This window comes from Nocardia farcinica, assembly GCF_001182745.1.
Lineage (GTDB): Bacteria > Actinomycetota > Actinomycetes > Mycobacteriales > Mycobacteriaceae > Nocardia > Nocardia farcinica.
In genome coordinates this window covers 1,263,933-1,283,489 of sequence record NZ_LN868938.1, presented here as the reverse complement: position 1 = coordinate 1,283,489, position 19,557 = coordinate 1,263,933, and the positions used below count along the sequence as shown (strand labels likewise).

The following is a 19,557-nucleotide window of genomic DNA, read 5'->3' as shown; positions in this document are numbered from 1 at the left end:
TGTGCGCTCACCAGTGTGCTTTCGGAAGATCGGCCCGCCCAGTGGCCAGATGGACACCTATCGCGAAGATCTGGCCAACGCCGGCTCTCGGTCGCCGGCGTCGCCGTGCTGGAAGGTGGTGCGGTAGGCCTGCGGTGAAGTCCGGGTCAGCCGGGTGAAGTGATAGCGCAGGGTGGTGGCCGAGCCGAAGCCGGACTCCTCGGCCACCCGATCGACCGACAGGCCGGTGGTCTCGAGCAGTTGTTGCGCGCGGTGCACGCGGGCGCGCAGCAGCCACTGCAACGGGGTGGTCCCGATCTCGGCGCGGAAGCGGCGGTTGAGGCTGCGCACACTCATCGCGCCGTGCGCGGCGATGTCGTCGAGGGTGAGCGGGCGGTGCAGGTTGGCCTGCATCCAATCCAGGACCGGTTGCAGCGAGGTGTCGGGGTCGGCGGGGTCGGCGTGCGCGATGAACTGGGCCTGGCCGCCGTCGCGCTGCGGTGGCATGACGATCCGGCGGGCGGTGTCGGCGGCCACCTGCGCGCCGAGATCCTGGCGCACCAGGTGCAGGCAGACGTCGAGCCCCGCGGCGATACCCGCCGAGGTGAGCACCTGCCCGTTGTCGATGAACAGCACCGACGGGTCCACCTCGACCTGTGGGTACCGGCGGGCCAGCTCCGCGGCGTGCGCCCAGTGGGTGGTCGCGCGCAGCCCGTCCAGCAACCCGGCCGCGGCGAGGGTGAACGCCCCGACGCACACCGAGGCCACCCGCGCGCCACGGGCCAGGGCCGCGCGCAGCGCCTGGCAGACCGCCGCGGACGGCTCGGTGCGGTAGTCGTCGCGGCCGGGCACGACGACGATGTCGGCCGTCGCGAGAGTGTCGATGCCCCAATCGCTCTGGAGCCGGACCCGCCCGTGGACCGCGCCGGTGGTGGCCCCCTCCTCGGGCGTCACGATGCGGATCTCGTACCGATCGTCCGCGCAGACCGTGTTCGCCGCGCCGAACACCACGCCCGGGAGCATCACCTCGAAACCCACCGCGCCTTCGGAGGCGAGGACCGCCACGATCGTCATGGCTGGAATTTAGCGGATATCCGGGTTCTGGCCTAGGGGGCGGTGCGGCGCTGCTCGAGGGTGTCCAGGATGAGGTCGAGCCCGTAGTCGAATTCGTCGCGGAAGTCGTAGCCGGGTCGCAGGACGTGCCCGACGGCCAGTTCGGTGAAGTGCGGGAACTCCGTGGCGGGCAGTCCGGCCATGATCTCGCGGGCGACCTCCTCGGACTCGGCGGGCGCGGCGAACGGCAGCGTGGCTTCCTGCAGGGCGAATCCGTAGATGTAGCTGTCGATCAGGGCATAGGCGTGCGCGGTGAGTGCCAGCGAGAAGCCGGCGCCGCGCAGGCAGCCGAGCACCGCCTCGTGGTGGCGCAGAGTGGCCGGACCGGGCGCCTTGCGCGATTCCATGAGTCCGATCGCCCAGCGGTGCCGTGCCAGCGCCGCGCGCACCGAGCGTGCCCGCGCGCCCATCGCCGCACGCCAGTCGAGGCCGGGATCGGGCAGCTCGATCTCGGCGAAGACCAGGTCGACCATGCCGTCGAGCAGCTCGGCCTTGCCGCGCACGTGGTTGTAGAGCGACATCGCCTCCACGCCGAGCAGGGTGCCCAGACGGCGCATGGTGAGCGAATCGATGCCGTTGGCGTCGGCGAAATCGACCGCGGCCGAGAGGATCCGATCCCGGGTCAGGGGTGGCCGAGCGGGGTTGCGGTGCGGCATGGGGCTCCGGGGGTGGGCAGGACGGGGATTGACGGTACTTACACGGTAAGTCTACGGTACTTACAACGTAAGTGAGCCGCGGCGTGCCGAGGCGGTCCCGAAGGCGGTTGTCCTGATGAAAGTGCTGATTGTTCTCGCCGTGCTGATCGTGGCGATTCCGCTGCTCGCGTTGGCGACCCTGCTGATCGGCCTGCGGTACCGGATCGCGCCGATCGTCGACACCGTGCGCCGCTTCAACAAGAAGGTCACCAACCGGCGCGTCCTGCGGGACGCCGGCACGGCCGGCTCGCCCCGCGCGCTGATCCGGCACGTCGGCCGCCGCTCCGGCCGGACCTACGACACTCCCGTCGACGTGATCCCCACCGACACCGGCTATGTCGTCGCCCTGCCCTACGGCACCCGCGCCGACTGGCTGCGCAACGTGCTCGCTGCGGGCTCGGCCACGGTGGTCACCGACGGTGCCACCGTGCCGGTCGATCAGCCCGCGCTCGTGCCGACCGCCGCCGTGGCCGCCCACCTCTCGCCCGGAACCCGCCTGACGCTGCGGCTGTTCCGCGTGGACCGGTGCCTCCAGGTGCGGCGGGCGCCCGTCCGCGAGTCGGCCTAGCGCCCGTTACCCTCGTCGCCGGTGCCGAAGTACCGCAGCGTCATCTCGATCAATGCCTCGACATCGGACTCGACCATCGGCGCACCGGTCATCCCCATCCGGTGCAGCAGGGTGCCGACGACGACGTCGATGTAGAACAGCACCCGTTGCTCGGACTCGCCGAGCGCGTCCTGAACGGCGATCCGATACGGATCCTGGAAGCGGGTCGACAACAGGGTGCGCAGCTCCGGATCGCTGACCGCGTCGCTGAAGACACCCGCGAAGGCGTCGCCCACGCCGGGCTCGGCGATCTTCCCCGCGATCCAACGGATCGCACCCGTCATGATCTCGGCCCGGTCCGCGCCCTCCAGTGGTACCGGGCCGAAGGCGTCGAGCAGGCAATCGATGATCAGCGCGCCCTTGGACGGCCAGCGGCGGTAGACGGTCGTCTTCGCCACGCCCGCCGCGGCCGCGATGCGATCGACCGTCGCGCGCGCATAACCCAGCTCGTGCACCGTCTGCAAGGTGGCGGCGAAGACCACGGAGTGCAGACCGGACCGTGGCCGCCCCGGTGGCCGAGCGGATTCGCTGCTCACTCGCGTCATGCCCACACCCTAGTGCATTACGCTACTCTTGGTTTCGATACGTCAGGTATCGAAACTGGCGGTTTCACCTGGGCGCGGTATCGGACACAGCGGTACCGCCATCGAGCGGCGAGGAGTGAGCATGGGCAGGGACGACGGCGCCGAGCGCGTCACGCCGGGTATCCGGGTACGGGCATCATGACGGCCACCGATCTCGCCGAGGCACGCGAGCAGGACGGGCCGGTCACCGCGGTCGCACCCGAACGGACCGCGATGAGGTTGCTGCGCCCGCATCTGCCGGGCTTCGCCGCCGTGGTCGTGCTGCAGGTCGTCGGCGCGCTGGCGGGTCTGGTGCCGCTGCTGGCCGTGGTGGAGCTGGGCCGGATCCTCCTGTCGCCGACACCGATCCAGGAGGGGCGGGTCTGGTCGGTGGTGCTCGCGGGCGCGGCCGGGTTGTTCGTGCGGCTGGTGTGCGGCGCCGCGGCGTCGGGGCTCGCGCATCTGCTCGACAGCCGGGTGCAACTCGCGTTCCGGCGGCAGCTCGCGGCCCGGCTGGGCACGGTGCCGATCGGCTGGTTCTCCCGGCGGCGCACCGGGGAGCTGGCGAAGGTGGTCGGCGAGGACGTCAGCGCTGTGCACCCGTTCATCGCGCACACACCGGGCGAACTCGTCTCCGCCTTCGTGGTGCCGTCGGCCTCGCTGATCTATCTGTTCACCGTGGACTGGCGGCTGACGTTGCTCACCCTCGTTCCGGTGCTGCTGGCCGTGGCGGTGGTGCCGCTGATGACGACGTCCGCGCGGCAACGCGAACAAGCGGAGTTCGACGCGGCGATGTGCCGGATCGCGGACTCGGTGGTGGAGTTCGTGCAGGGCATCGCGGTGGTCAAGACGTTCGGCGGTGCCGGTCGCGCCAATCGCCGGTTCCACCGCGCCGCCGACGAATTCGCCGACATCTTCTTGCGGATGGTGCGTGGCCTGGCCGGACCGGCGGCCGCGATGCAGGTGGCGCTGTCGCCGCCGTTCGTCCTGCTGGCCGTGCTGATCGGCGGCACGGTCCTGATCCGCGCCGGCGACATGCCCCCGGCGGATCTGCTGCCGTTCCTGCTGCTCGGCCTCGGACTCACCGCGCCCGTCGCGGCACTGGGGCACGGCTTCGACGACCTCCAGGCCGCCCGCCGCGCGATCGGCCGGATCCGGGAGGTGCTGGCCGAGCCGCCGCTGCCCGAGCCCGCGCGGCCCGCCGTTCCGCGGGGGCACCGGATCGAACTGCGCGACGTGCGTTTCGGCTACGACACCGGCCGCGACGTGCTGCGCGGCATCGACCTGGTGCTCGAACCCGGCACCGTCACGGCCCTGGTCGGCCCGTCAGGCAGCGGCAAATCGACCCTGGTGCAACTGCTTCCGCGATTCTTCGACCCGACCCACGGATCGGTCCGGCTCGGCGGCGTCGACCTGCGTGACCTCGCCCCCGCGCAGCTGTACCGGACGGTGTCGTTCGTCTTCCAGGATGTGCGGCTGCTGCGCGCCTCGATCGCGGACAACATCGCGCTCGCGGTGCCGCAGGCCGACCGCGACGCCATCGAACAGGCGGCGCGAGGCGCCGCCATCCACGACCGCATCCTGGAACTGCCGAACGGGTACGACTCGGTGGTCGGCGTCGATGTGGTCCTGTCCGGCGGTGAGGCGCAACGTCTTTCGCTCGCCCGCGCGCTGCTGGCCGCCACGCCGGTGCTGGTACTCGACGAGGCGACCGCCTTCGCCGATCCGCAGACCGAACAGGCGGTGCGCCGGACCCTGTCCGCCCTCGGCGGCGACCGCACGCTCCTGGTGATCGCGCACCGTCTCGAGACCATCGCCGACGCCGACACCGTCGCGGTACTCGACAACGGCACCATCGTCGAACGCGGCAGCCCCCGTGAGCTGCTGGCCCGCGGCGGCCGCTTCGCCGCCCTCTGGGAAACCCACCGCACCGCGGTCGCCGACCGCCCCTCGCGAGAAGAGGCACCCCGATGATCCGCACGCTGTTGCGCGTACTCGGCCCCGACTACGCGCCCCCGGTGCGCCGCACCATCGCCCTGATGACCCTCACCGCCGTGGCCGAGGGCCTGTCCTACGCCCTGGTGGTGCCGGTGCTGCGGGCGCTGCTCGGCGACAACCCGGCCGAGGCCGAGCCCTGGCTGATCGCGTTCGGGGCCGCCGTGGCGGGGTACGCGCTGCTGCGTTACCGCAGCGACCTGTCCGGTTTCACCGTCGGCACCACCCTGTTGCGCGGGGTCTACCACCGGCTCGGCGATCATCTGGCCCGGTTGCCGGTCGGCTGGTACACCCCAGGGCGGGTGGGGGAGGTGTCGGTGCTGGCCGGACGCGGTGTCCTCGCCGCGCTGAGCGTGCTGGCCCACCTGCTGGCCCCGCTGGTCTCGGCGACCGTCACGCCCCTGACCATCCTCGCCGTCATGCTCGCCTACGAGTGGCGGCTCGGGCTGGCCGCGCTGGTCGCGGTGCCGATCGTCGCCGCCACCCAGGCCGTCACCGCGCGGGCCGCCACCGCGGGCGACGCCGAACGCCACGAGCGCGACACCGAGGCCGCGAACCGCGTCGTCGAGTATTTGCAGGCGCAGCCGGTACTGCGCGCGGGCGGGCGAACCGCCGAGCGCTTCGCCCTGCTCGACGACGCCCTGCGCGCTGTCGAACGCACCTCCCGCAAGCAGATCGCGACCGCGCTGACCGGCGCGGTCGGCGCGACCCTCACCGTGCAGGCGATGTTCACCGCACTGCTGGCGCTGGCCGCCTACCTCGCCCTGGGCGGCACCGTCGACGTGGCCGAGGTCCTGGCGATTCTGGTGTTGGCCGCCCGCTGCGCCGATCCGCTGCTCGCGCTGGCCGACATCGGCAGTCAGGTGCGCGGCGCCCGCGCCGAACTGCATCGACTCGACGCGGTCCTGCGCAACGAACCGCTGCCGGAACCCGCCGAACCGATCCGGCCGCAGCGGCACGACCTCGCCTTCGACGCGGTGACCTTCGCCCACGGCGATCGGCCCGTGCTCGACGGGGTCACCCTGACGGTGCCGGAAGGGCAACGGCTCGCCGTCGTCGGCCCGTCGGGTGCGGGCAAGAGCACCCTGCTGCACCTGCTCGCGCGCTTCTCCGACGTCGACGCGGGCGCGGTGCGCATCGGCGGGGTGGACGTGCGCGCCATCGACACCGACACGCTCATGTCGCGCATCGCGGTGGTCTTCCAGGACGTGCACCTCTTCGACGGAACCATCGAGGACAACGTCCGCCTCGGCCGGCCCGACGCCACCGACGCCGAGGTCAGGGCCGCGGCGGCGGCCGCCCGCCTGGACGAGGTGATCGAGCGGCTGCCCGACGGCTGGGCGAGCCACGTCGGCGAGGGCGGGGCCCTGCTGTCCGGCGGTGAGCGGCAACGGGTCTCGATCGCCCGGGCGCTGCTGAAGGACGCCCCGATCGTGCTGCTCGACGAGGTGACCTCGGCCCTGGACCCGGTGAACGAGGCCGCCGTGCACGCGGGCATCACCCGGCTGATGGCCGGGCGCACGGTCGTCATGGTGGCGCACCGGCTGCGCACGGTCCGCACCGCCGACCGCATCGTCTTCCTCGACGGCGGGCACGTCGTCGAGGCGGGCACCCACGACGAGCTGCTCGCCCGCGGCGGTCGGTACGCCGACTTCTGGCGCGCGGCAGCCAGTCCGGCGCACACGTGATCGCGGCCCTGTCGTACGGTCGGAACCATGCCGATCGAGCTGGACCTGAACCCCGACGAGCTGTTGTCGACCACCCGCACCGTGCGCAAGCGGCTGGACCTGGAGCGCGAGGTGCCGCTCGCGGTCGTGCGCGAATGTCTCGAGCTCGCGGTGCAGGCGCCGTCGGGGTCCAACCGGCAGGGCTGGCACTGGGTGGTGGTCACCGATGCCGAGAAGCGCAGGCGGTTGGGGGAGCTGTACCGGCGCGGGTTCGCCGAATACCGGGACGCACCGGAGTACCTGGGCACCAAGGCCACCGGCGATCCGGCGGTGGATGCCACGCGTCGCCGGGTCGCCGATTCGGCGGAGTACCTGGCCGAGAAGATGGGGGAGGTGCCGGTGCTGCTGGTGCCGTGCCTGTGGGGGCGCGTCGACAACGTCTCCGGTGCGGCCAGCGCCTCGCACTGGGGGTCGTTGTTCCCGGCGGTGTGGAGCTTCTGCCTGGCGGCCCGCGCCCGTGGGCTCGGCACGGCGTGGACCACCCTGCATCTGAAGTACGAGCGGGAGGCGGCCGAGGTGCTCGGCATCCCCTTCGAGAAGGTGTCGCAGGGGGCGTTGATCCCCGTCGCCTACACCAAGGGCACCGACTTCAAGCCCGCCGCCCGGGTCGACATGGCGCGGATCGTGCATGTCGACTCGTGGTGAGCTGACCCGGGGTCAGCTCAGGGCCAGATAGGCAGCCAGGCCGGTGCCGCAGACGGCGACCGCGATGCGGACCGCCGTCGGCGGCAGCCGCGCGACCAAGGGCGGTCCGCACCACCCGCCGGCGAAGGCGCCGACCGCCATGGCCGCCGCCGCGAGCCAGTGCACCGGCCCGAACACGGCGAATCCGATGGCGGCCACGAAATTCGCGATGCCGGTGAGGAAGCTCTTGAGCACCCCGGCCCGCCACATGGTGGCCGAGGTGCAGACCAGGATCAGCGCCAGGAACATCACCCCGACGCCCGCCCCGAAATAGCCGCCGTACACGGCGACGGCGAATATGCCGAGCGGGTAGAGCCGCGGAAACTCCCGGTCGCCGGCCAGCTCCCGCAGCTTCGGCTGCGCCAGCAGGCTCAGCGAGGCCGCCGCGAGCAGGAACGGCACCGCCACCTCGAAGGCGTCGGCGGGGGTGAGCAGCAGCAGCGCCGCGCCCGCGGTGCCGCCGAGCGCCGAGTACGCCGCGTACCGGGCGAGCGTGCGGCCTTCGACCGCGTGCCCGGCACCCGCCTTGGCGGTGGACCCGACACCGACCGCGACCATCGCCACCGTGTTGGTGACATTGGCCGCGACCGGGGGCAGTCCCGCTGCCAGCAGCGCCGGATAGGAGATCAGCGAGGCGATCCCGGTGACGTACCCGATCACGCCGGCGAAGAACCCGGCCAGGGCCACCAGGCTCAGGGTGAGAACGCTCAACGGGCCGCCACCCGACCGGACACGCAAATCATCGGATGATTCTGGACGTTCGCGGCGGCGGGCGGCAAATCCGGCGGCCCGAAGCCGATGCAGATCACAACGGCCGATCACCCGGACCGGCAACCGGTCAGGAATCGAGAAGCGCAGGTCGGCGCGGACGCCATAGCGTCGTCCTCATCGTCGTCGATCGACATCGGCAGGCACGGGCGGATCGCAGGGATCCGCCGCTCGAGGAGGGCGCAATGAACGGGAACAAGGGAATCCGGCAGACGCACCGGGTGCTGGCGATCGTCTTCACCCTCAGCGTCGTCGTCACCGTGGTGGCGATGGCGGCGCAGGGGCCGGCGTGGCTGGCGTATCTGCCACTGCCGCCACTGGCGCTGTTGTTCTTCTCCGGTGCGGGCCTGTACGCGCTGTGGTGGCGCGGGCGGCGGAGCGCGGACGCGGGCGGACCGCCGGCGCGGGCGGCGGGTGTGCGGCGGCTGCACCGCTGGTCCGCCGTCGCCTTCACGGTGACGGTGCTCGCGACCTTCGTCGCGCTGTCGCTGCCGGAGCCGATCGTCTGGGTGTCGTATCTGCCCTTGATCCCGCTGCTGGCGCTGCTGGTCTCGGGGCTGTACATGTTCGCGCTGCCGTATCGGCGGCGCGCGGGAAGCGCGGAATCGACCGCGATGCGGTCGTCGGTGGGGTAGAGGCGGCTCCGGTCGCCGACCGACGGCAACCGGAGGGTCCGACCGTGGCCGCTAGTACTTCGGCCGGGTGCACGGGACCGGCAGCCCCGAGCCGGTGCCCAGATCGCAGACGGCGCCGGTCAGCATCTGGAACGGGGTGACGCCGACGAGGACCAGCAACCCGAGGAAGTCACCACGCCCGAGGTGGTACCCGGCAGACTCCAGCGCGGCCGCGCCACTGTCCACCATCGACGAACCGGTGCTCACGGCGACGGGGATGGCGTGGGCCGGGCCCGGCTCGGCAGGCGCGGCCGCGGCGCTCGCGGCGGCGGCGACGAGGGACGCCGCGGCCACCGAAGCGGTGGCGAGACGAAGGGGGGTACGCATCATTGCGCTCCTTTGGTCGTGAATTGTCATTAACATAGTAGGGGCGAAGGGGCCCGATGGTGCGGCGAATCGAGGAGATCGGCGTCCGCTACGGGTCGCGCGGTCGCAGGGAAGACGGATGGCCGACCGGGCATCCAACTGCGGAAATGTCGGCGTAGCGATGAGCGGCTGGCGGGTTCGCGCGCTGATCGCGATCGCGCGCGCACCCGGTCGGCATCATCGGCACTCGGATGGTCATCCTGAGAAGGAACACCCACTTACGTCGATTCCGCCCGACTCGGTACACCGCTTGCCGGCACCGGCGAGAAAATTCTTCCCGGGAGATGTCGAGAACGCGTCCGCGGTTCCGTCCCAGGGGTACGAGACCAACTAGGGTCGCAATTCCCGAAGGGAGAACGTCATGGCCAAGTACCTGCTTCTCAAGCACTACCGCGGCGCTCCGGCGGCGGTCAACGACGTGCCGATGGATCGGTGGACGCCCGAGGAGATCCACGCGCACGTCCAGTACATGAACGACTTCGCGGCGCGGCTGGAGGCCAGCGGCGAATTCGTCGACGGGCAGGCCCTCGCTCCGGAGGGCATGTGGGTGCGCTCGGACGGCGAGGGTAAGCCACCCGTCACCGACGGCCCGTTCGCCGAGACCAAGGATCTGATCGCGGGCTGGATGATCATCGACGTGGACTCCCAGGACCGCGCCGTCGAGCTCGCGGGCGAGCTGTCGGCCGCGCCCGGTGCGGGCGGCGCACCGATCCACGAGTGGCTCGAGGTGCGCCCGTTCCTCACCGCCCCGCCGACCGTCACCGAGTGATGGCCGCCGACGCGATGGACGCGGCGCGGCTGCGCGCCTTGATCCCCGGGGTGCTGGCGGCCCTCGTCCACCGCGGGGCGGATTTCGCGACGGCCGAGGACGCGGTGCAGGAGGCGCTGGTGCGGGCGGTCGAGACCTGGCCGCGGCAGCACCCCGCCGACGAGAAGGGTTGGCTGATCACCACGGCTTGGCGCTGCTTCCTCGACCTGGCCCGCTCCGACACCGCCCGGCGGCGGCGCGAGGAACGGATGCTCGACGAACCGCCGCCCGGGCCGGCCGCCTCGGTCGACGAAACGCTGCAGCTGTATTTCCTGTGCGCGCATCCGAGCCTCACCCCGGCCTCGGCCGTCGCGTTGACGCTGCGGGCGGTCGGCGGGCTCACCACCCGCCAGATCGCGCGGGCCTACCTGGTGCCCGAAGCGACCATGGCGCAACGCATCAGCCGCGCCAAGCGCACCGTGAGCGAGATCCGGCTGGATACGCCGGGTGACCTGCGCACCGTGCTGCGCACGCTCTACCTGGTGTTCAACGAGGGATACAGCGGCGATGTCGACCTGGCCGCCGAAGCGATCCGGCTCGCCGGGCAACTCGCCGCCGCCACCGACGATCCGGAGGTGGCCGGGCTGCTCGCCCTGTTCCTGCTGCACCATGCCCGCCGTCCGGCCCGCACCCGCGACGACGGCAGCCTGGTACCGCTGGCCGAACAGGACCGCACCCGGTGGCGGCGCGACCTGATCGCGCAGGGGATCGCGGTGTTGCAGACCGCACTGGCGCGCGACCGGCTGGGGGAGTACCAGGCCCAGGCCGCCATCGCCGCCCTGCACGCGGACGCGCCGACCGCGGCCGAGACCGACTGGGTGCAGATCGTCGAGTGGTACGACGAGCTGGTGCGGCTCACCGACAGCCCGATCGTGCGACTCAACCGCGCCGTCGCCCTCGGCGAAGCGGACGGCCCGCGCGCCGGATTGGCCGCGCTCGCCGATCTCGACCCCGGACTCCCGCGGTACACCGCCGCGGACGCCTACCTCCACGAGAAGGCAGGCGAACTCGCCACCGCGGCCCGCCGTTACGTCGAAGCCGCCGAACAGGCGGACAATCTGGCCGAGCGCAACCACCTCACCCTCCGCGCGGCCGCACTGCACCAGCGGCTGGCGGACGAAGACCGAGCCGCGACGAAACCGCCGTACGGGCCCGGGTGATCCTGCTATCTTCGCCGGACAGTCGCGCACTCCCGCGACCACCCGGGGACGTGCGCGGTCGGTGAGGAGTGCAGCGTGATCCGTGTCCCCTGGCGTCTGCTCTCGCGGATCGCGAGCATGTCCTGCAGCATCACCCTGATCGCGGTATCGGTATCGGCACTGTCGGCGGCGGACCCGGACGTCAGCGAGCGGATCGAGTGGGTCTATCCGTCCACTTCGTCGGTGCCGTCGGTGATCTCGTCGGTGGTACGCAGGCACCTGCCGCTGCCCGCCTCGGCCGGGCCCCGTCCCCCCGAGTGTGATCAACTGTCCTACCTGCGGTTCCGCTCGGCCGCGGGCCCCGACGAGGCAGCCCGCGCCGATCGCATCCTCGTCGCCCAGCCCGGCATCTTCGAGGGGGCGAGCGCTTTCGAGAGCCTGGCCCGCAACACCGTCGCGGCCGCCGCGCGGCAGGGCGCGCACCTCGAATTCTGGGCGCTGGACCGCCGTTCCAACTGCCTCGAAGACCACACCGGACGCCTCACGGGCCTGCGGACGGGCTCGCTCGACGTCGCCACCGCCTACTACTTCGGCGGCGCGGAGATCGATGGCAGGCGCTTCGCCGGATTTCCCGTCGACGGACCCGCGGTGGCCTGGCTGGCGAATCAAGGTCTGGCACAGACACTGCGCGACCAGTACGACCTGCTGCGCGCCGAGCTGCCCGACCCGGCGGTCCGCGCGCGAAAGGTGCTGTGCGGCGGGCACTCCCTCGGTGGACTGATCACCGGCAACTTCGCCGAATGGGATTTCGACGGCGACCCGGCCACCACCGACGACGCCGGCCACCGGCAGTGCGCCGGGTACTTCGCCCTCGACACCGCCGTCAGCGCCGACCCGGCGGCGCTGATGCCGCAGGCCGAACTGCCCGATCTGCCGCCCGCCGTGGCCGCGGTGCTCGCCGCCGGGACCGGACGGGTGGGCACCGCGCTACCGGTGTTGGCCGCCCCGGCGGTGATCAACCCGGAGACGATGAACCTGCTCGCGCTGGCCGGCCTGGCGGCGCATCTCGAGCCCGAGGGGGTCGACCAGATCGTCGCGCGCCTGCCGCGCAATCCGAATGTCGATGCGACGCTGCGGGTTCTACTCGCCCAGGACCACCGCGCGGTGTTCACCGGCCATCCCGACATCCGCACTCTGCATGCCACCAACACCGCCGTGCTCGGCGCGATCCTCGACGACAACTCCCAACCGTTCGCCTTCCTGCAAGCCAGCACGGGTTTCCTCGCCCCCGGCACCCCTGTGGGCCCGAAGTCCTTCCCGCTGCCCACCGCGGCAGCCGCCGCACTCCCACTCGGCCCGGCGCTGTTCGGCACCGCGAAGAAGTTCGCCCCCACCGGGTTCGACCCCGGCACCGTCTACCGCTGGAGCGACTACGACGCCGTCGACCCGGCCCGCTTCGACGCCACCACACCGGACAGCGAGATCACCTCCGTCCACGAACTCGCCCGCGATCTGTGCGAACCACCCCTGGACTTCACGGAGTGGTATTTCCCCACGCGCCTCACCCTCGACACCGCCACTCCCGGCGGCCCCGGCATCGATCGACACCGCCGCTACCCCGACGCCGCCACCGGCGCGCCGACGATCACCTTCGTCGCCGCCGACGGCGTGGGCGTGCGGCCCCCGCCGGAAACGCCCGGTCGCGTCGTCGACCTGCCCGGCTACAACCATCTCGACGTGGTGACCGCCGCTGCCGAGCAGAACGACGGTCGCCCGGAGACGGTCTCGACCCAGCTGGCCGCCTTCGCCGTCGCACCGAGCTGACCGGGGCCGGACCAGACCACCCGTACCCCGCCACCTCCGCGCCACGCGGTGTGCCGCACGTCACCCCGACGGGTGGAAGATCTCCGCGCGGGCCGCCGTTGTAGATGCTGTCGGCGCCTCGGGCAGCCCCGGGCCGCACCCTTCGTCGCTACGAGCGACCACTCGCCGAGAGGCGCTTGCCTGGTGCCGACCCCCGTTCGCGGGAACGCCGCAGGTCCACGGACCTGCGGCGTTGTGCATTCCAGAACCCTCGGCCCCGCCGGTACTGAAGCACCAGAGGTCGCTGCCACATTCGGTGCCCCGCCGGTGGCTGAAACCCGGCCCTGCCCGGCGCGGCGAGTCCGGACTCTGCTGCCACTTCCGACTGCCTGCCTCGCCCCGGTCCATGTGGCTTCCGAACCCAGGTGACCCCACCGGGACCAAAGCCTGCTGTCGGGAACTGGATGTCTGCGTGACGGTCCTCGCGGGTGGACCGGTTCTAGAGGGCTGTCGTGATGTGCAGAGGCGGGTCGATTTTGAGTGGTGGCGGGGTGTCGATGAGGTGGTGTTGGGGTGAGTGCGACTCGACGGTCACGGTGTACTGCACGAGGAAATCGAATTCGTCGCCACGTACGAGTAGGTAGCGGGTGGTGGCGTGAACTTGTCGGTCTCCGCCGACGTAGCTGCCGGTGATGACGGCTGATCGGTAGCCGCAGCAATCGTCGTATCCGTGCGAGGTCTCGGTCCAGGATGGGAGACGGCGGGAGTCCACGAACGCGCGGTCCATCAACTCCCAAGTGTCCACGCGGGCGGTGAGCCGGCCGACCATGATGACGATATTGTCGACCCATTCGGCGTTGTCGATTCCGGTGGGTGCGTGAGCCCATGCCAGGTACGCCCCCGGGGCGACTTCTCGTCCGATCGGAACCCAGGCGGCCGGGAGATCGACCCAAACCTGGGGTGCGCCGATGGTGTCAGGATGCACGGGGACGCATCGCACGGATCGGTTGTATAGATATTCGGCGATACTTTCGCTCACGGGGTCTCGCTTCCAGACGCTGATGGGGCAGTTCTCCGGTGTGGGGCCGACAGGTGTGAGGATCACCGAGCGGGTTGCTGGTGGTAGTGCACGGTGAACCAAGGCAGCACAGACGGCGAGGCCAGCAGCGCGCGGTCGGGTGGGGTGATGTGCAGGTGGGCCACCAATCCCAGCAGCAGGTTGGAGTCGCAGCGGAGGATGCAGGCCGGAATGCCGAATTCTCCGACGTCGTCGAAGAGAGGGTGCCGCGGCCGCATGGACCGGTCGGCCAGTACCGCGGTTACGACGGGGGCTTCGGTGTTGTAGGCCGAGAGCCTGCGTTCTCGGCCTCGGATCTCTGTGATCTCCTCCCAGCCGATGCGTGTGGTGGCGCGCAGGGGGGTTCGGCAGACGATTCCCGCTGGATACATCTCATACGAGATGCGGGTGACGCGGACGAACACCATCAACAGCACGCAGATGGCGGCGGCGATGGCCATCACCAGCGCGACGCCGGCTCCACCGCTGTTGTCGCGGGAGAACGGGAGCAGCTCCGCTCCGGCGCCGGACTGCCACGACCACCACGCCATCGCCCCGTAGAGGGCGCAGCCGGCCAGGATCAAGATCAGCGGCAGGACCTGGGAGTTCTGTTCGAGCCGGACTCCCAGACCCCAGTCGGGGTCCGTATGCGTTGTGACCGGGGGGCCTAGCCGCGCGCTCGCGCGCGGGAACAATGACAACGCCCGGGCGGCGAAGAGCCCGACCGCGCCGGCGCTGAGCATCGCCACACCGAGACGGCCGAGCGGGACCGCGAGACCGTTGCCAACGCCACGCGCCGCCATCACCAACCACAACAGCATGATGAGCGCGAAGAAGACCGCCGCCGCAGCCGAGAGCCACGCCGCGGCACGGGAATGGCGCCCATCCCACTGCCGCGGAATGGACAGGACCGGTGCGGAGTTCGGCGGTCTCATGACCAGATCCACTGAATGCTCTTGGAGACCAAACCCATTCCCGCGGCCGTTCCAGCGCCCTCGCTCACGATCGCCTTCGTGGGATCCATGCCGCCGTTGATGTCGTTGGCGATCGCGGGCACGGTACCGATCACGTTACCGACGATGCCCAGCCTGCTGAAGCCGGTCGACCATTGCCCGTCCTTGGAGGTAGCCCAGGTTTCGACCCACTTCAGCACCCCTTGTCCGCGGCTTCCGTCACCCTGCCGGTGATGGAGGTGCGATAGATCGACTTCAGCTCCGCCAGCGGCTGGTTCATCGCGTTGTAGGCTCCTACGCACGCTACGGCCAGATCGTCATAAGCGGTGGCGTTCGCCCACTGCGGCAACCACCATCAACCCCGACCAGTGATTGAACCGCGCCTTCAGCACATTCTTCGCCGTAGTGCTGTGCCCATCGGACGCACTCAGCGATACCCCCACCGCCGAACCAGGCAACGCCCGGGCAGCAGCGCCCGCATCCAACCGCTTGGCCTTCTCGATCTCATGCGGCAACAACGCCAACGCGGCTGCCGCCTGACGCAAGGAATCTGGATCGACCTCGAACGCCACAGAACCACCCCCCTTTCAGAACGATCACGAGTATAGACGTCCTCGCCCAGCAGTCGGTTCCACCCGCCCAGCCGTCGGCATGAGCGGGAAGCCGACTCGTCCGCAACCTCATCACAGGCCCGATCGTGCTGTTCCACCTGGGCATCTCGAGATCTCCGGTGCAGCCGGGCTTGCGTGGCTGCGGTGCGCGCCGAAGGACAAGCCGGTGGGCCGCACCCTTCGGGGCCTCTACCGGCTGGGGCCTTTTGGTTCCGAAGCCCTCGGTGGTTTGCTGCCGGAAGCTTCGTTGTCTCGGGAGGTCGCTTGGCCGCATCCAACGTCACGAGCTGGGCGGCTTTCCGGATGCAGCAGCCGATCCGAGTGAGCAGGCAGCTGTGGGATCGGGCGATGTCCGGCAGATGTGACGACCTGCCACCGGCGCGCCGCGGTGGCAGGCCATGCCGAGGTGTTCATGTCGGCTCCTGAACTGTCGGGCCTTCATCGGAGGGTGAGCGGTGCCTCGGTGTCGAGGTGGGTCAGTTTCTGTGGGTTGCGCACGTAGTACAGACCGGTGATCCGGTCGTCCGCGAGCTGCATCGCGAGCACGCCGTCGAGCTCGCCGTCGATGTGCAGTGCCAGTGCGGGAGCGGCGTTGACCAGCGTCGGCTCGGCGGTGAGCGCGACCCGGTGCCTGGCGAGGCCGCCGACGACGAACCGGGCCACCTTGTCGGCGCCGACCACCGGTCGCGGGTTGGCCTGCTTGATCCCGCCGCCGTCGCTGATCGCGACCACGTCGGGGGCGAGCACGTCCAACAGGCCCTGGATGTCGCGGTCCTCCAGGGCCCGCTGGAACGCTGCCAGCGCGGCCTGCGCCTGCCCGGGCGGCACCGACCGGCGTGGGCGGCGCGCCTCGACGTGGCGGCGGGCGCGGTGCGCGATCTGATGCACGGCGGCCGGGGTCTTGTCGACCGCGGCGGCGATCTCGTCGTAGCCGAATCCGAACGCCTCGCGCAGCACGAACACCGCGCGTTCGGTCGGGGACAGCGTCTCGAGCACGAGCATCAGCGCCATCGAGACGCTGTCGGCCAGTTCGGCGTCCGCGGCGACGTCGGGGGTGGTCAGCAGCGGCTCCGGCAGCCAGGAGCCCACATAGGACTCGCGGCGGCGTTTCACCGAGCGCAGGCGGTTGAGGGCCTGGCGGGTGGTGATGCGCACCAGGTAGGCGCGCGGTTCGCGCACCTCGGCGGTGTCGACGGCGGTCCAGCGCAGCCATGTCTCCTGCAGGACGTCGTCGGCGTCGGCCGCCGAGCCGAGCATCTCGTAGGCGACGGTGAACAGCAGATTGCGATGGGCGAGAAAGGTTTCCGTCGCCGCGGCCGACGTACTCATGCGACCGGGGTCGCCGCGTCCTGCTGCCGGGCCGCCAGCTGGGCGGGCCGGTGCTTGCCGTCCTTCATCCACTTGTGCGAGCCGGGCTTGCGCGCCTCGGTCACCAGATGCTTGACGCTGAACTCGCACGACACTTCCTTCAGCTTCTTGCCGACCGGACCGGGGAAGTAGATCGGCATCGCGGTGTCGTCCTTGTGGGCCAGCTGGAAGATGCCCGCGGTGCGGCCGAAGCTGATGCACATCGCCGAGAAGGACAGGTCGATCGGCGCGGGCTGCCGTCCGGCCATCCGGCTCAGCAGGGTGTCGGCGGCGTGGGCACCGAGGCAACCCGCGGCGTAGGCGCTCATCCGGAACGGCAGCCCCGAAGGCGCCGAGGAGTCGCCCGCCGCGACGATGCGTTCGTCGTCGACGCTGGTGAGCGTCTCGTCGGTGAGCAACCGGCCCGCGGCGTCGGTGCGCAGGCCGCTGCGCGCGGCAAGATCGGGGACACCGAAGCCCGCGGCCCAGATGGTGATCGCGCTGCGCACCGCGTGTCCGCCGCCGAGTTCGACGGTGTCGCGGGTGACCGCGGTGACCGTTGCCTCGGGGCCTTCGAGCACCTCCACGCCCAGGCGGGTGAGGTATCGGCGGGCGGTGCGCCGCGCCTTGGCGTGCAGGTACGGCGCGAGCGTCCCGCCGCACACCAGGGTCACCGCGCGGCCCTGCTCGGCCAGTTCGGCGGCGGTCTCGATGCCGGTCGGGCCGCCCCCGACCACCGTCACCGCCGCCGACTGCGGGGTATCCAGCAGCGCCGAGCGCAGCCGCTGCGCCGCCTCGAAGGTGGCCAGGGGGTAGGCGAATTCGGCGACGCCGGGCACCGGGGGTGTCGCGGCGAGGCTGCCCACCGCGTAGACCAGGTAGTCGTAGCCGAGCGTGCCGCCGCCGGCCAGCTCCACCGTGCTGGCCTGCGCGTCGATCCGCGTGACGGTGTCCGCTACCAACTCGACGCCATCGGCGAGCACGTCGGTGTAGTCGACGACCGCGTCGTGCGTCCCGCCGACCAGCTGGTGCAACCGCAGCCGCGGCACGAACCGCGGTCGCGGATTCACCACGGTCACCCGCACGTCCGCGCGCTGGGTCAGCCGGTCGGCCGCCATCACCCCGGCGTACCCGCCGCCGACGACGACCACCTGGATGTTCCCGCTCATGCTGTCTCTCCTTCGTTGCGAGGGTTCGAGCACAAGACACCGGGAACCCGAGAAACCTGACACAGTGTGATGCAGATTACTCGACGGTGGTGGTCGGTCAGTCGACGGTGACTTTCGTCCGCTCGTCTTCGGGTTGCCTGCCGTCGAAGTAGGCCTTGGTCTCCCGATACACCAGCGGGGACAGGATCAGCAGGCCGACGAGGTTGGGCAGGGCCATCAGGCCGTTGGCGACATCGGAGAAGGTCCACACCGTGGCCAGTTCGCGGGTCGCGCCGACGTAGACCACGGCGATGAACACGATCCGGTAGGGCAGCACCAGCCGGCGGCCGAAGAGGTATTCGACGCAGCGGTCGCCGTAGTAGGACCAGCCGAGCACGGTCGAGAACGCGAACAGGATGACGCCCACGGTCACGATGACGCTGCCCCAGTCGCCGGGCAGGCCCTGGCGGAACGCCTCGGCGGTGAAGGTCGCGGGCGATCCCTCGCCCTTCCACACCCCGGTCACGACGATGGTGAGCGCGGTGAAGCTGACCACGACGAGGGTGTCGATGAAGGTCTGGGTCATCGACACCAGCGCCTGCCGCACCGGGTGGGTGGTCTGCGCCGCGGCCGCCGCGATGCCGCCGGTGCCGAGGCCGGATTCGTTGGAGAAGATGCCGCGGGCGACGCCGTATCGGATCGCCGCGGCCACGCCGGCGCCGACGAAGCCGCCGGTCGCCGCGGTGCCGGTGAAGGCGTCGGTGACGATCAGCCCGATCGCGGCGGGCACCTCGGCGATGTTGAACGCCAGCACCGCGGCGGCGCCGAGGATGTAGACGATGATCATGAACGGCACGAACAGGCTGGTCACGCGCCCGATGCTCTTGATGCCGCCGAGGATCACCGCGGCGGTGAGTGCGGTGATGATCACGCCGGTCGCCCAGGTCGGCAGGCCCCACTCGGATTCGACGTTGGCCGCCACCGTGTTCGCCTGGGTCATGTTGCCGATGCCGAAGGAGGCGAACACTCCGGCGACGGCGAAGAACCCGCCGAGGAACACGCCCAGCGGCCCCTTGATGCCCTGCCGCAGGTAGTGCATCGGACCACCGGCTTGTTCACCGGCGGCGTCGGTGCGCCGGAACCGCACCCCGAGGAACGCCTCGGAGTACTTGGTCGCCATGCCGACCAGGCCGGTGCACCACATCCAGAACACCGCGCCCGGCCCGCCGAGCGCGATCGCGGTCGCGACACCGGCGATGTTGCCCACGCCCACCGTCGCGGCCAGCGCCGTCGACAGCGCCTGGTAGTGCGAGATGTCGCCCTCGGCGTCGTGGTCGCGGCGCTTGACGAACGCCAGCCAGAACGCCAGGCCGAAGTGGCGGAACTGCACACCGCGCAACAACACGGTCAGGTAGAGCCCGGTCAGCAGCAACAGCGGGATCAGCAGCCACGGACCCCAGATGAAGTCGCTGGCTTCGCTCAGGAACGCGTCCATACTCTCCTCGTACCGTCTTCGTGCT

General features: G+C 70.8%; 20 protein-coding genes. 8 read left to right on the top strand and 12 right to left on the bottom strand.

Going from position 1 to position 19,557, the window contains the following annotated elements; all coding sequences use genetic code 11:
* Window positions 1-57: 57 nt before the first annotated feature.
* Window positions 58-1,053: a GlxA family transcriptional regulator gene (locus AMO33_RS06300; protein WP_060591170.1), complete on the bottom strand. Its 996-nt coding sequence runs from the start codon at window positions 1,051-1,053 to the stop codon at window positions 58-60.
* Between the two features lie 32 nt (window positions 1,054-1,085).
* Complete coding sequence (locus AMO33_RS06295; protein WP_011209330.1) at window positions 1,086-1,748, bottom strand: TetR/AcrR family transcriptional regulator; 663 nt, start codon at window positions 1,746-1,748, stop codon at window positions 1,086-1,088.
* Window positions 1,749-1,863: 115 nt separating this feature from the next.
* Here AMO33_RS06295 and AMO33_RS06290 point away from each other — a divergent pair, with 115 nt between their 5' ends.
* Window positions 1,864-2,355: a nitroreductase family deazaflavin-dependent oxidoreductase gene (locus AMO33_RS06290; RefSeq protein WP_060591169.1), complete on the top strand. Its 492-nt coding sequence runs from the start codon at window positions 1,864-1,866 to the stop codon at window positions 2,353-2,355.
* Here the strand turns inward: AMO33_RS06290 and AMO33_RS06285 are convergent.
* Complete coding sequence (locus tag AMO33_RS06285) at window positions 2,352-2,939, bottom strand: TetR/AcrR family transcriptional regulator (protein ID WP_060591168.1); 588 nt, start codon at window positions 2,937-2,939, stop codon at window positions 2,352-2,354. The two genes, AMO33_RS06290 and AMO33_RS06285, sit on opposite strands and share 4 nt — an antisense overlap.
* Before the next feature lie 177 nt (window positions 2,940-3,116).
* Between AMO33_RS06285 and AMO33_RS06280 the strand changes: the two genes are divergently transcribed.
* Genes AMO33_RS06280 through AMO33_RS06270 form a run of 3 tightly spaced genes read left to right on the top strand, consistent with a single transcriptional unit; the run spans window position 3,117 to window position 7,324 of the window.
* Complete coding sequence (locus tag AMO33_RS06280) at window positions 3,117-4,931, top strand: ABC transporter ATP-binding protein (RefSeq protein ID WP_060591167.1); 1,815 nt, start codon at window positions 3,117-3,119, stop codon at window positions 4,929-4,931.
* Window positions 4,928-6,640 (top strand): ABC transporter ATP-binding protein, encoded by a 1,713-nt coding sequence (locus AMO33_RS06275; protein ID WP_060591165.1) that lies wholly within the window; start codon window positions 4,928-4,930, stop codon window positions 6,638-6,640. The genes AMO33_RS06280 and AMO33_RS06275 overlap by 4 nt, the downstream gene beginning before the upstream one ends.
* A gap of 27 nt (window positions 6,641-6,667) precedes the next feature.
* The gene (locus AMO33_RS06270; RefSeq protein WP_170916109.1) at window positions 6,668-7,324 is read left to right on the top strand and encodes a nitroreductase family protein; all 657 of its coding nucleotides are present in this window, start codon (window positions 6,668-6,670) and stop codon (window positions 7,322-7,324) included.
* A 12-nt stretch (window positions 7,325-7,336) separates the two neighbouring features.
* Here the strand turns inward: AMO33_RS06270 and AMO33_RS06265 are convergent, their stop codons facing one another.
* Entirely contained in the window at window positions 7,337-8,074 is a 738-nt protein-coding gene (locus tag AMO33_RS06265; RefSeq protein WP_060591164.1) for a sulfite exporter TauE/SafE family protein, read from the bottom strand.
* Between the two features lie 242 nt (window positions 8,075-8,316).
* Here AMO33_RS06265 and AMO33_RS32165 point away from each other — a divergent pair, with 242 nt between their 5' ends.
* Window positions 8,317-8,766 (top strand): hypothetical protein, encoded by a 450-nt coding sequence (locus AMO33_RS32165; RefSeq protein WP_170916108.1) that lies wholly within the window; start codon window positions 8,317-8,319, stop codon window positions 8,764-8,766.
* Between the two features lie 51 nt (window positions 8,767-8,817).
* On the opposite strand, the gene AMO33_RS06255 is transcribed toward AMO33_RS32165, so the two are convergent.
* Complete coding sequence (locus AMO33_RS06255) at window positions 8,818-9,132, bottom strand: hypothetical protein (protein WP_139337493.1); 315 nt, start codon at window positions 9,130-9,132, stop codon at window positions 8,818-8,820.
* 400 nt (window positions 9,133-9,532) lie between these two features.
* On the opposite strand from AMO33_RS06255, the gene AMO33_RS06250 reads away from it, so the two are divergent.
* From AMO33_RS06250 to AMO33_RS06240, 3 genes are all read left to right on the top strand, one after another.
* Entirely contained in the window at window positions 9,533-9,940 is a 408-nt protein-coding gene (locus AMO33_RS06250) for a YciI family protein (protein ID WP_011209339.1), read from the top strand.
* Window positions 9,940-11,139, top strand: coding sequence for an RNA polymerase sigma factor (locus AMO33_RS06245; protein ID WP_060591160.1), 1,200 nt, complete (start codon window positions 9,940-9,942; stop codon window positions 11,137-11,139). Before AMO33_RS06250 ends, AMO33_RS06245 begins: the two co-directional genes overlap by 1 nt.
* A 75-nt stretch (window positions 11,140-11,214) precedes the next feature.
* The gene (locus AMO33_RS06240) at window positions 11,215-12,942 is read left to right on the top strand and encodes a hypothetical protein (protein WP_240327440.1); all 1,728 of its coding nucleotides are present in this window, start codon (window positions 11,215-11,217) and stop codon (window positions 12,940-12,942) included.
* 478 nt (window positions 12,943-13,420) lie between these two features.
* Here AMO33_RS06240 and AMO33_RS31340 read toward each other — a convergent pair whose 3' ends face one another.
* From AMO33_RS31340 to AMO33_RS06210, 7 genes are all read right to left on the bottom strand, one after another.
* The gene (locus AMO33_RS31340) at window positions 13,421-13,960 is read right to left on the bottom strand and encodes an LpqN/LpqT family lipoprotein (RefSeq protein WP_076573443.1); all 540 of its coding nucleotides are present in this window, start codon (window positions 13,958-13,960) and stop codon (window positions 13,421-13,423) included.
* A gap of 62 nt (window positions 13,961-14,022) precedes the next feature.
* On the bottom strand, window positions 14,023-14,925 hold the full coding sequence (locus AMO33_RS31335; RefSeq protein WP_060591156.1) for a hypothetical protein: 903 nt from the start codon (window positions 14,923-14,925) through the stop codon (window positions 14,023-14,025).
* Window positions 14,910-15,131, bottom strand: a complete 222-nt coding sequence (locus AMO33_RS06225) for a hypothetical protein (protein WP_060591154.1) — start codon at window positions 15,129-15,131, stop codon at window positions 14,910-14,912. The genes AMO33_RS31335 and AMO33_RS06225 overlap by 16 nt, the downstream gene beginning before the upstream one ends.
* Before the next feature lie 117 nt (window positions 15,132-15,248).
* On the bottom strand, window positions 15,249-15,503 hold the full coding sequence (locus AMO33_RS31330; protein WP_139337492.1) for a hypothetical protein: 255 nt from the start codon (window positions 15,501-15,503) through the stop codon (window positions 15,249-15,251).
* Window positions 15,504-15,980: 477 nt separating this feature from the next.
* Window positions 15,981-16,871 (bottom strand): RNA polymerase sigma-70 factor, encoded by an 891-nt coding sequence (locus tag AMO33_RS06220; RefSeq protein ID WP_060591152.1) that lies wholly within the window; start codon window positions 16,869-16,871, stop codon window positions 15,981-15,983.
* Window positions 16,868-18,058, bottom strand: coding sequence for an NAD(P)/FAD-dependent oxidoreductase (locus tag AMO33_RS06215; RefSeq protein ID WP_060591151.1), 1,191 nt, complete (start codon window positions 18,056-18,058; stop codon window positions 16,868-16,870). The genes AMO33_RS06220 and AMO33_RS06215 overlap by 4 nt, the downstream gene beginning before the upstream one ends.
* Window positions 18,059-18,155: 97 nt before the next feature.
* Window positions 18,156-19,532 (bottom strand): alanine/glycine:cation symporter family protein, encoded by a 1,377-nt coding sequence (locus AMO33_RS06210; RefSeq protein ID WP_060591149.1) that lies wholly within the window; start codon window positions 19,530-19,532, stop codon window positions 18,156-18,158.
* Between the last annotated feature and the right edge of the window lie 25 nt (window positions 19,533-19,557).

What these genes read in the sequence shown, in the direction of transcription:
- AMO33_RS06215 (WP_060591151.1), bottom strand. Translation starts at nt 18,058, where the DNA reads ATGAGCGGGAACATCCAGGTGGTCGTCGTCGGCGGCGGGTACGCCGGG.
- AMO33_RS06245 (WP_060591160.1), top strand. Translation starts at nt 9,940, where the DNA reads ATGGCCGCCGACGCGATGGACGCGGCGCGGCTGCGCGCCTTGATCCCC.
- AMO33_RS06220 (WP_060591152.1), bottom strand. Translation starts at nt 16,871, where the DNA reads ATGAGTACGTCGGCCGCGGCGACGGAAACCTTTCTCGCCCATCGCAAT.
- AMO33_RS32165 (WP_170916108.1), top strand. Translation starts at nt 8,317, where the DNA reads ATGAACGGGAACAAGGGAATCCGGCAGACGCACCGGGTGCTGGCGATC.
- AMO33_RS06210 (WP_060591149.1), bottom strand. Translation starts at nt 19,532, where the DNA reads ATGGACGCGTTCCTGAGCGAAGCCAGCGACTTCATCTGGGGTCCGTGG.
- AMO33_RS06250 (WP_011209339.1), top strand. Translation starts at nt 9,533, where the DNA reads ATGGCCAAGTACCTGCTTCTCAAGCACTACCGCGGCGCTCCGGCGGCG.
- AMO33_RS06270 (WP_170916109.1), top strand. Translation starts at nt 6,668, where the DNA reads ATGCCGATCGAGCTGGACCTGAACCCCGACGAGCTGTTGTCGACCACC.
- AMO33_RS06300 (WP_060591170.1), bottom strand. Translation starts at nt 1,053, where the DNA reads ATGACGATCGTGGCGGTCCTCGCCTCCGAAGGCGCGGTGGGTTTCGAG.
- AMO33_RS06255 (WP_139337493.1), bottom strand. Translation starts at nt 9,132, where the DNA reads ATGCGTACCCCCCTTCGTCTCGCCACCGCTTCGGTGGCCGCGGCGTCC.
- AMO33_RS06295 (WP_011209330.1), bottom strand. Translation starts at nt 1,748, where the DNA reads ATGCCGCACCGCAACCCCGCTCGGCCACCCCTGACCCGGGATCGGATC.
- AMO33_RS06290 (WP_060591169.1), top strand. Translation starts at nt 1,864, where the DNA reads ATGAAAGTGCTGATTGTTCTCGCCGTGCTGATCGTGGCGATTCCGCTG.
- AMO33_RS06280 (WP_060591167.1), top strand. Translation starts at nt 3,117, where the DNA reads ATGACGGCCACCGATCTCGCCGAGGCACGCGAGCAGGACGGGCCGGTC.
- AMO33_RS06285 (WP_060591168.1), bottom strand. Translation starts at nt 2,939, where the DNA reads ATGACGCGAGTGAGCAGCGAATCCGCTCGGCCACCGGGGCGGCCACGG.
- AMO33_RS06275 (WP_060591165.1), top strand. Translation starts at nt 4,928, where the DNA reads ATGATCCGCACGCTGTTGCGCGTACTCGGCCCCGACTACGCGCCCCCG.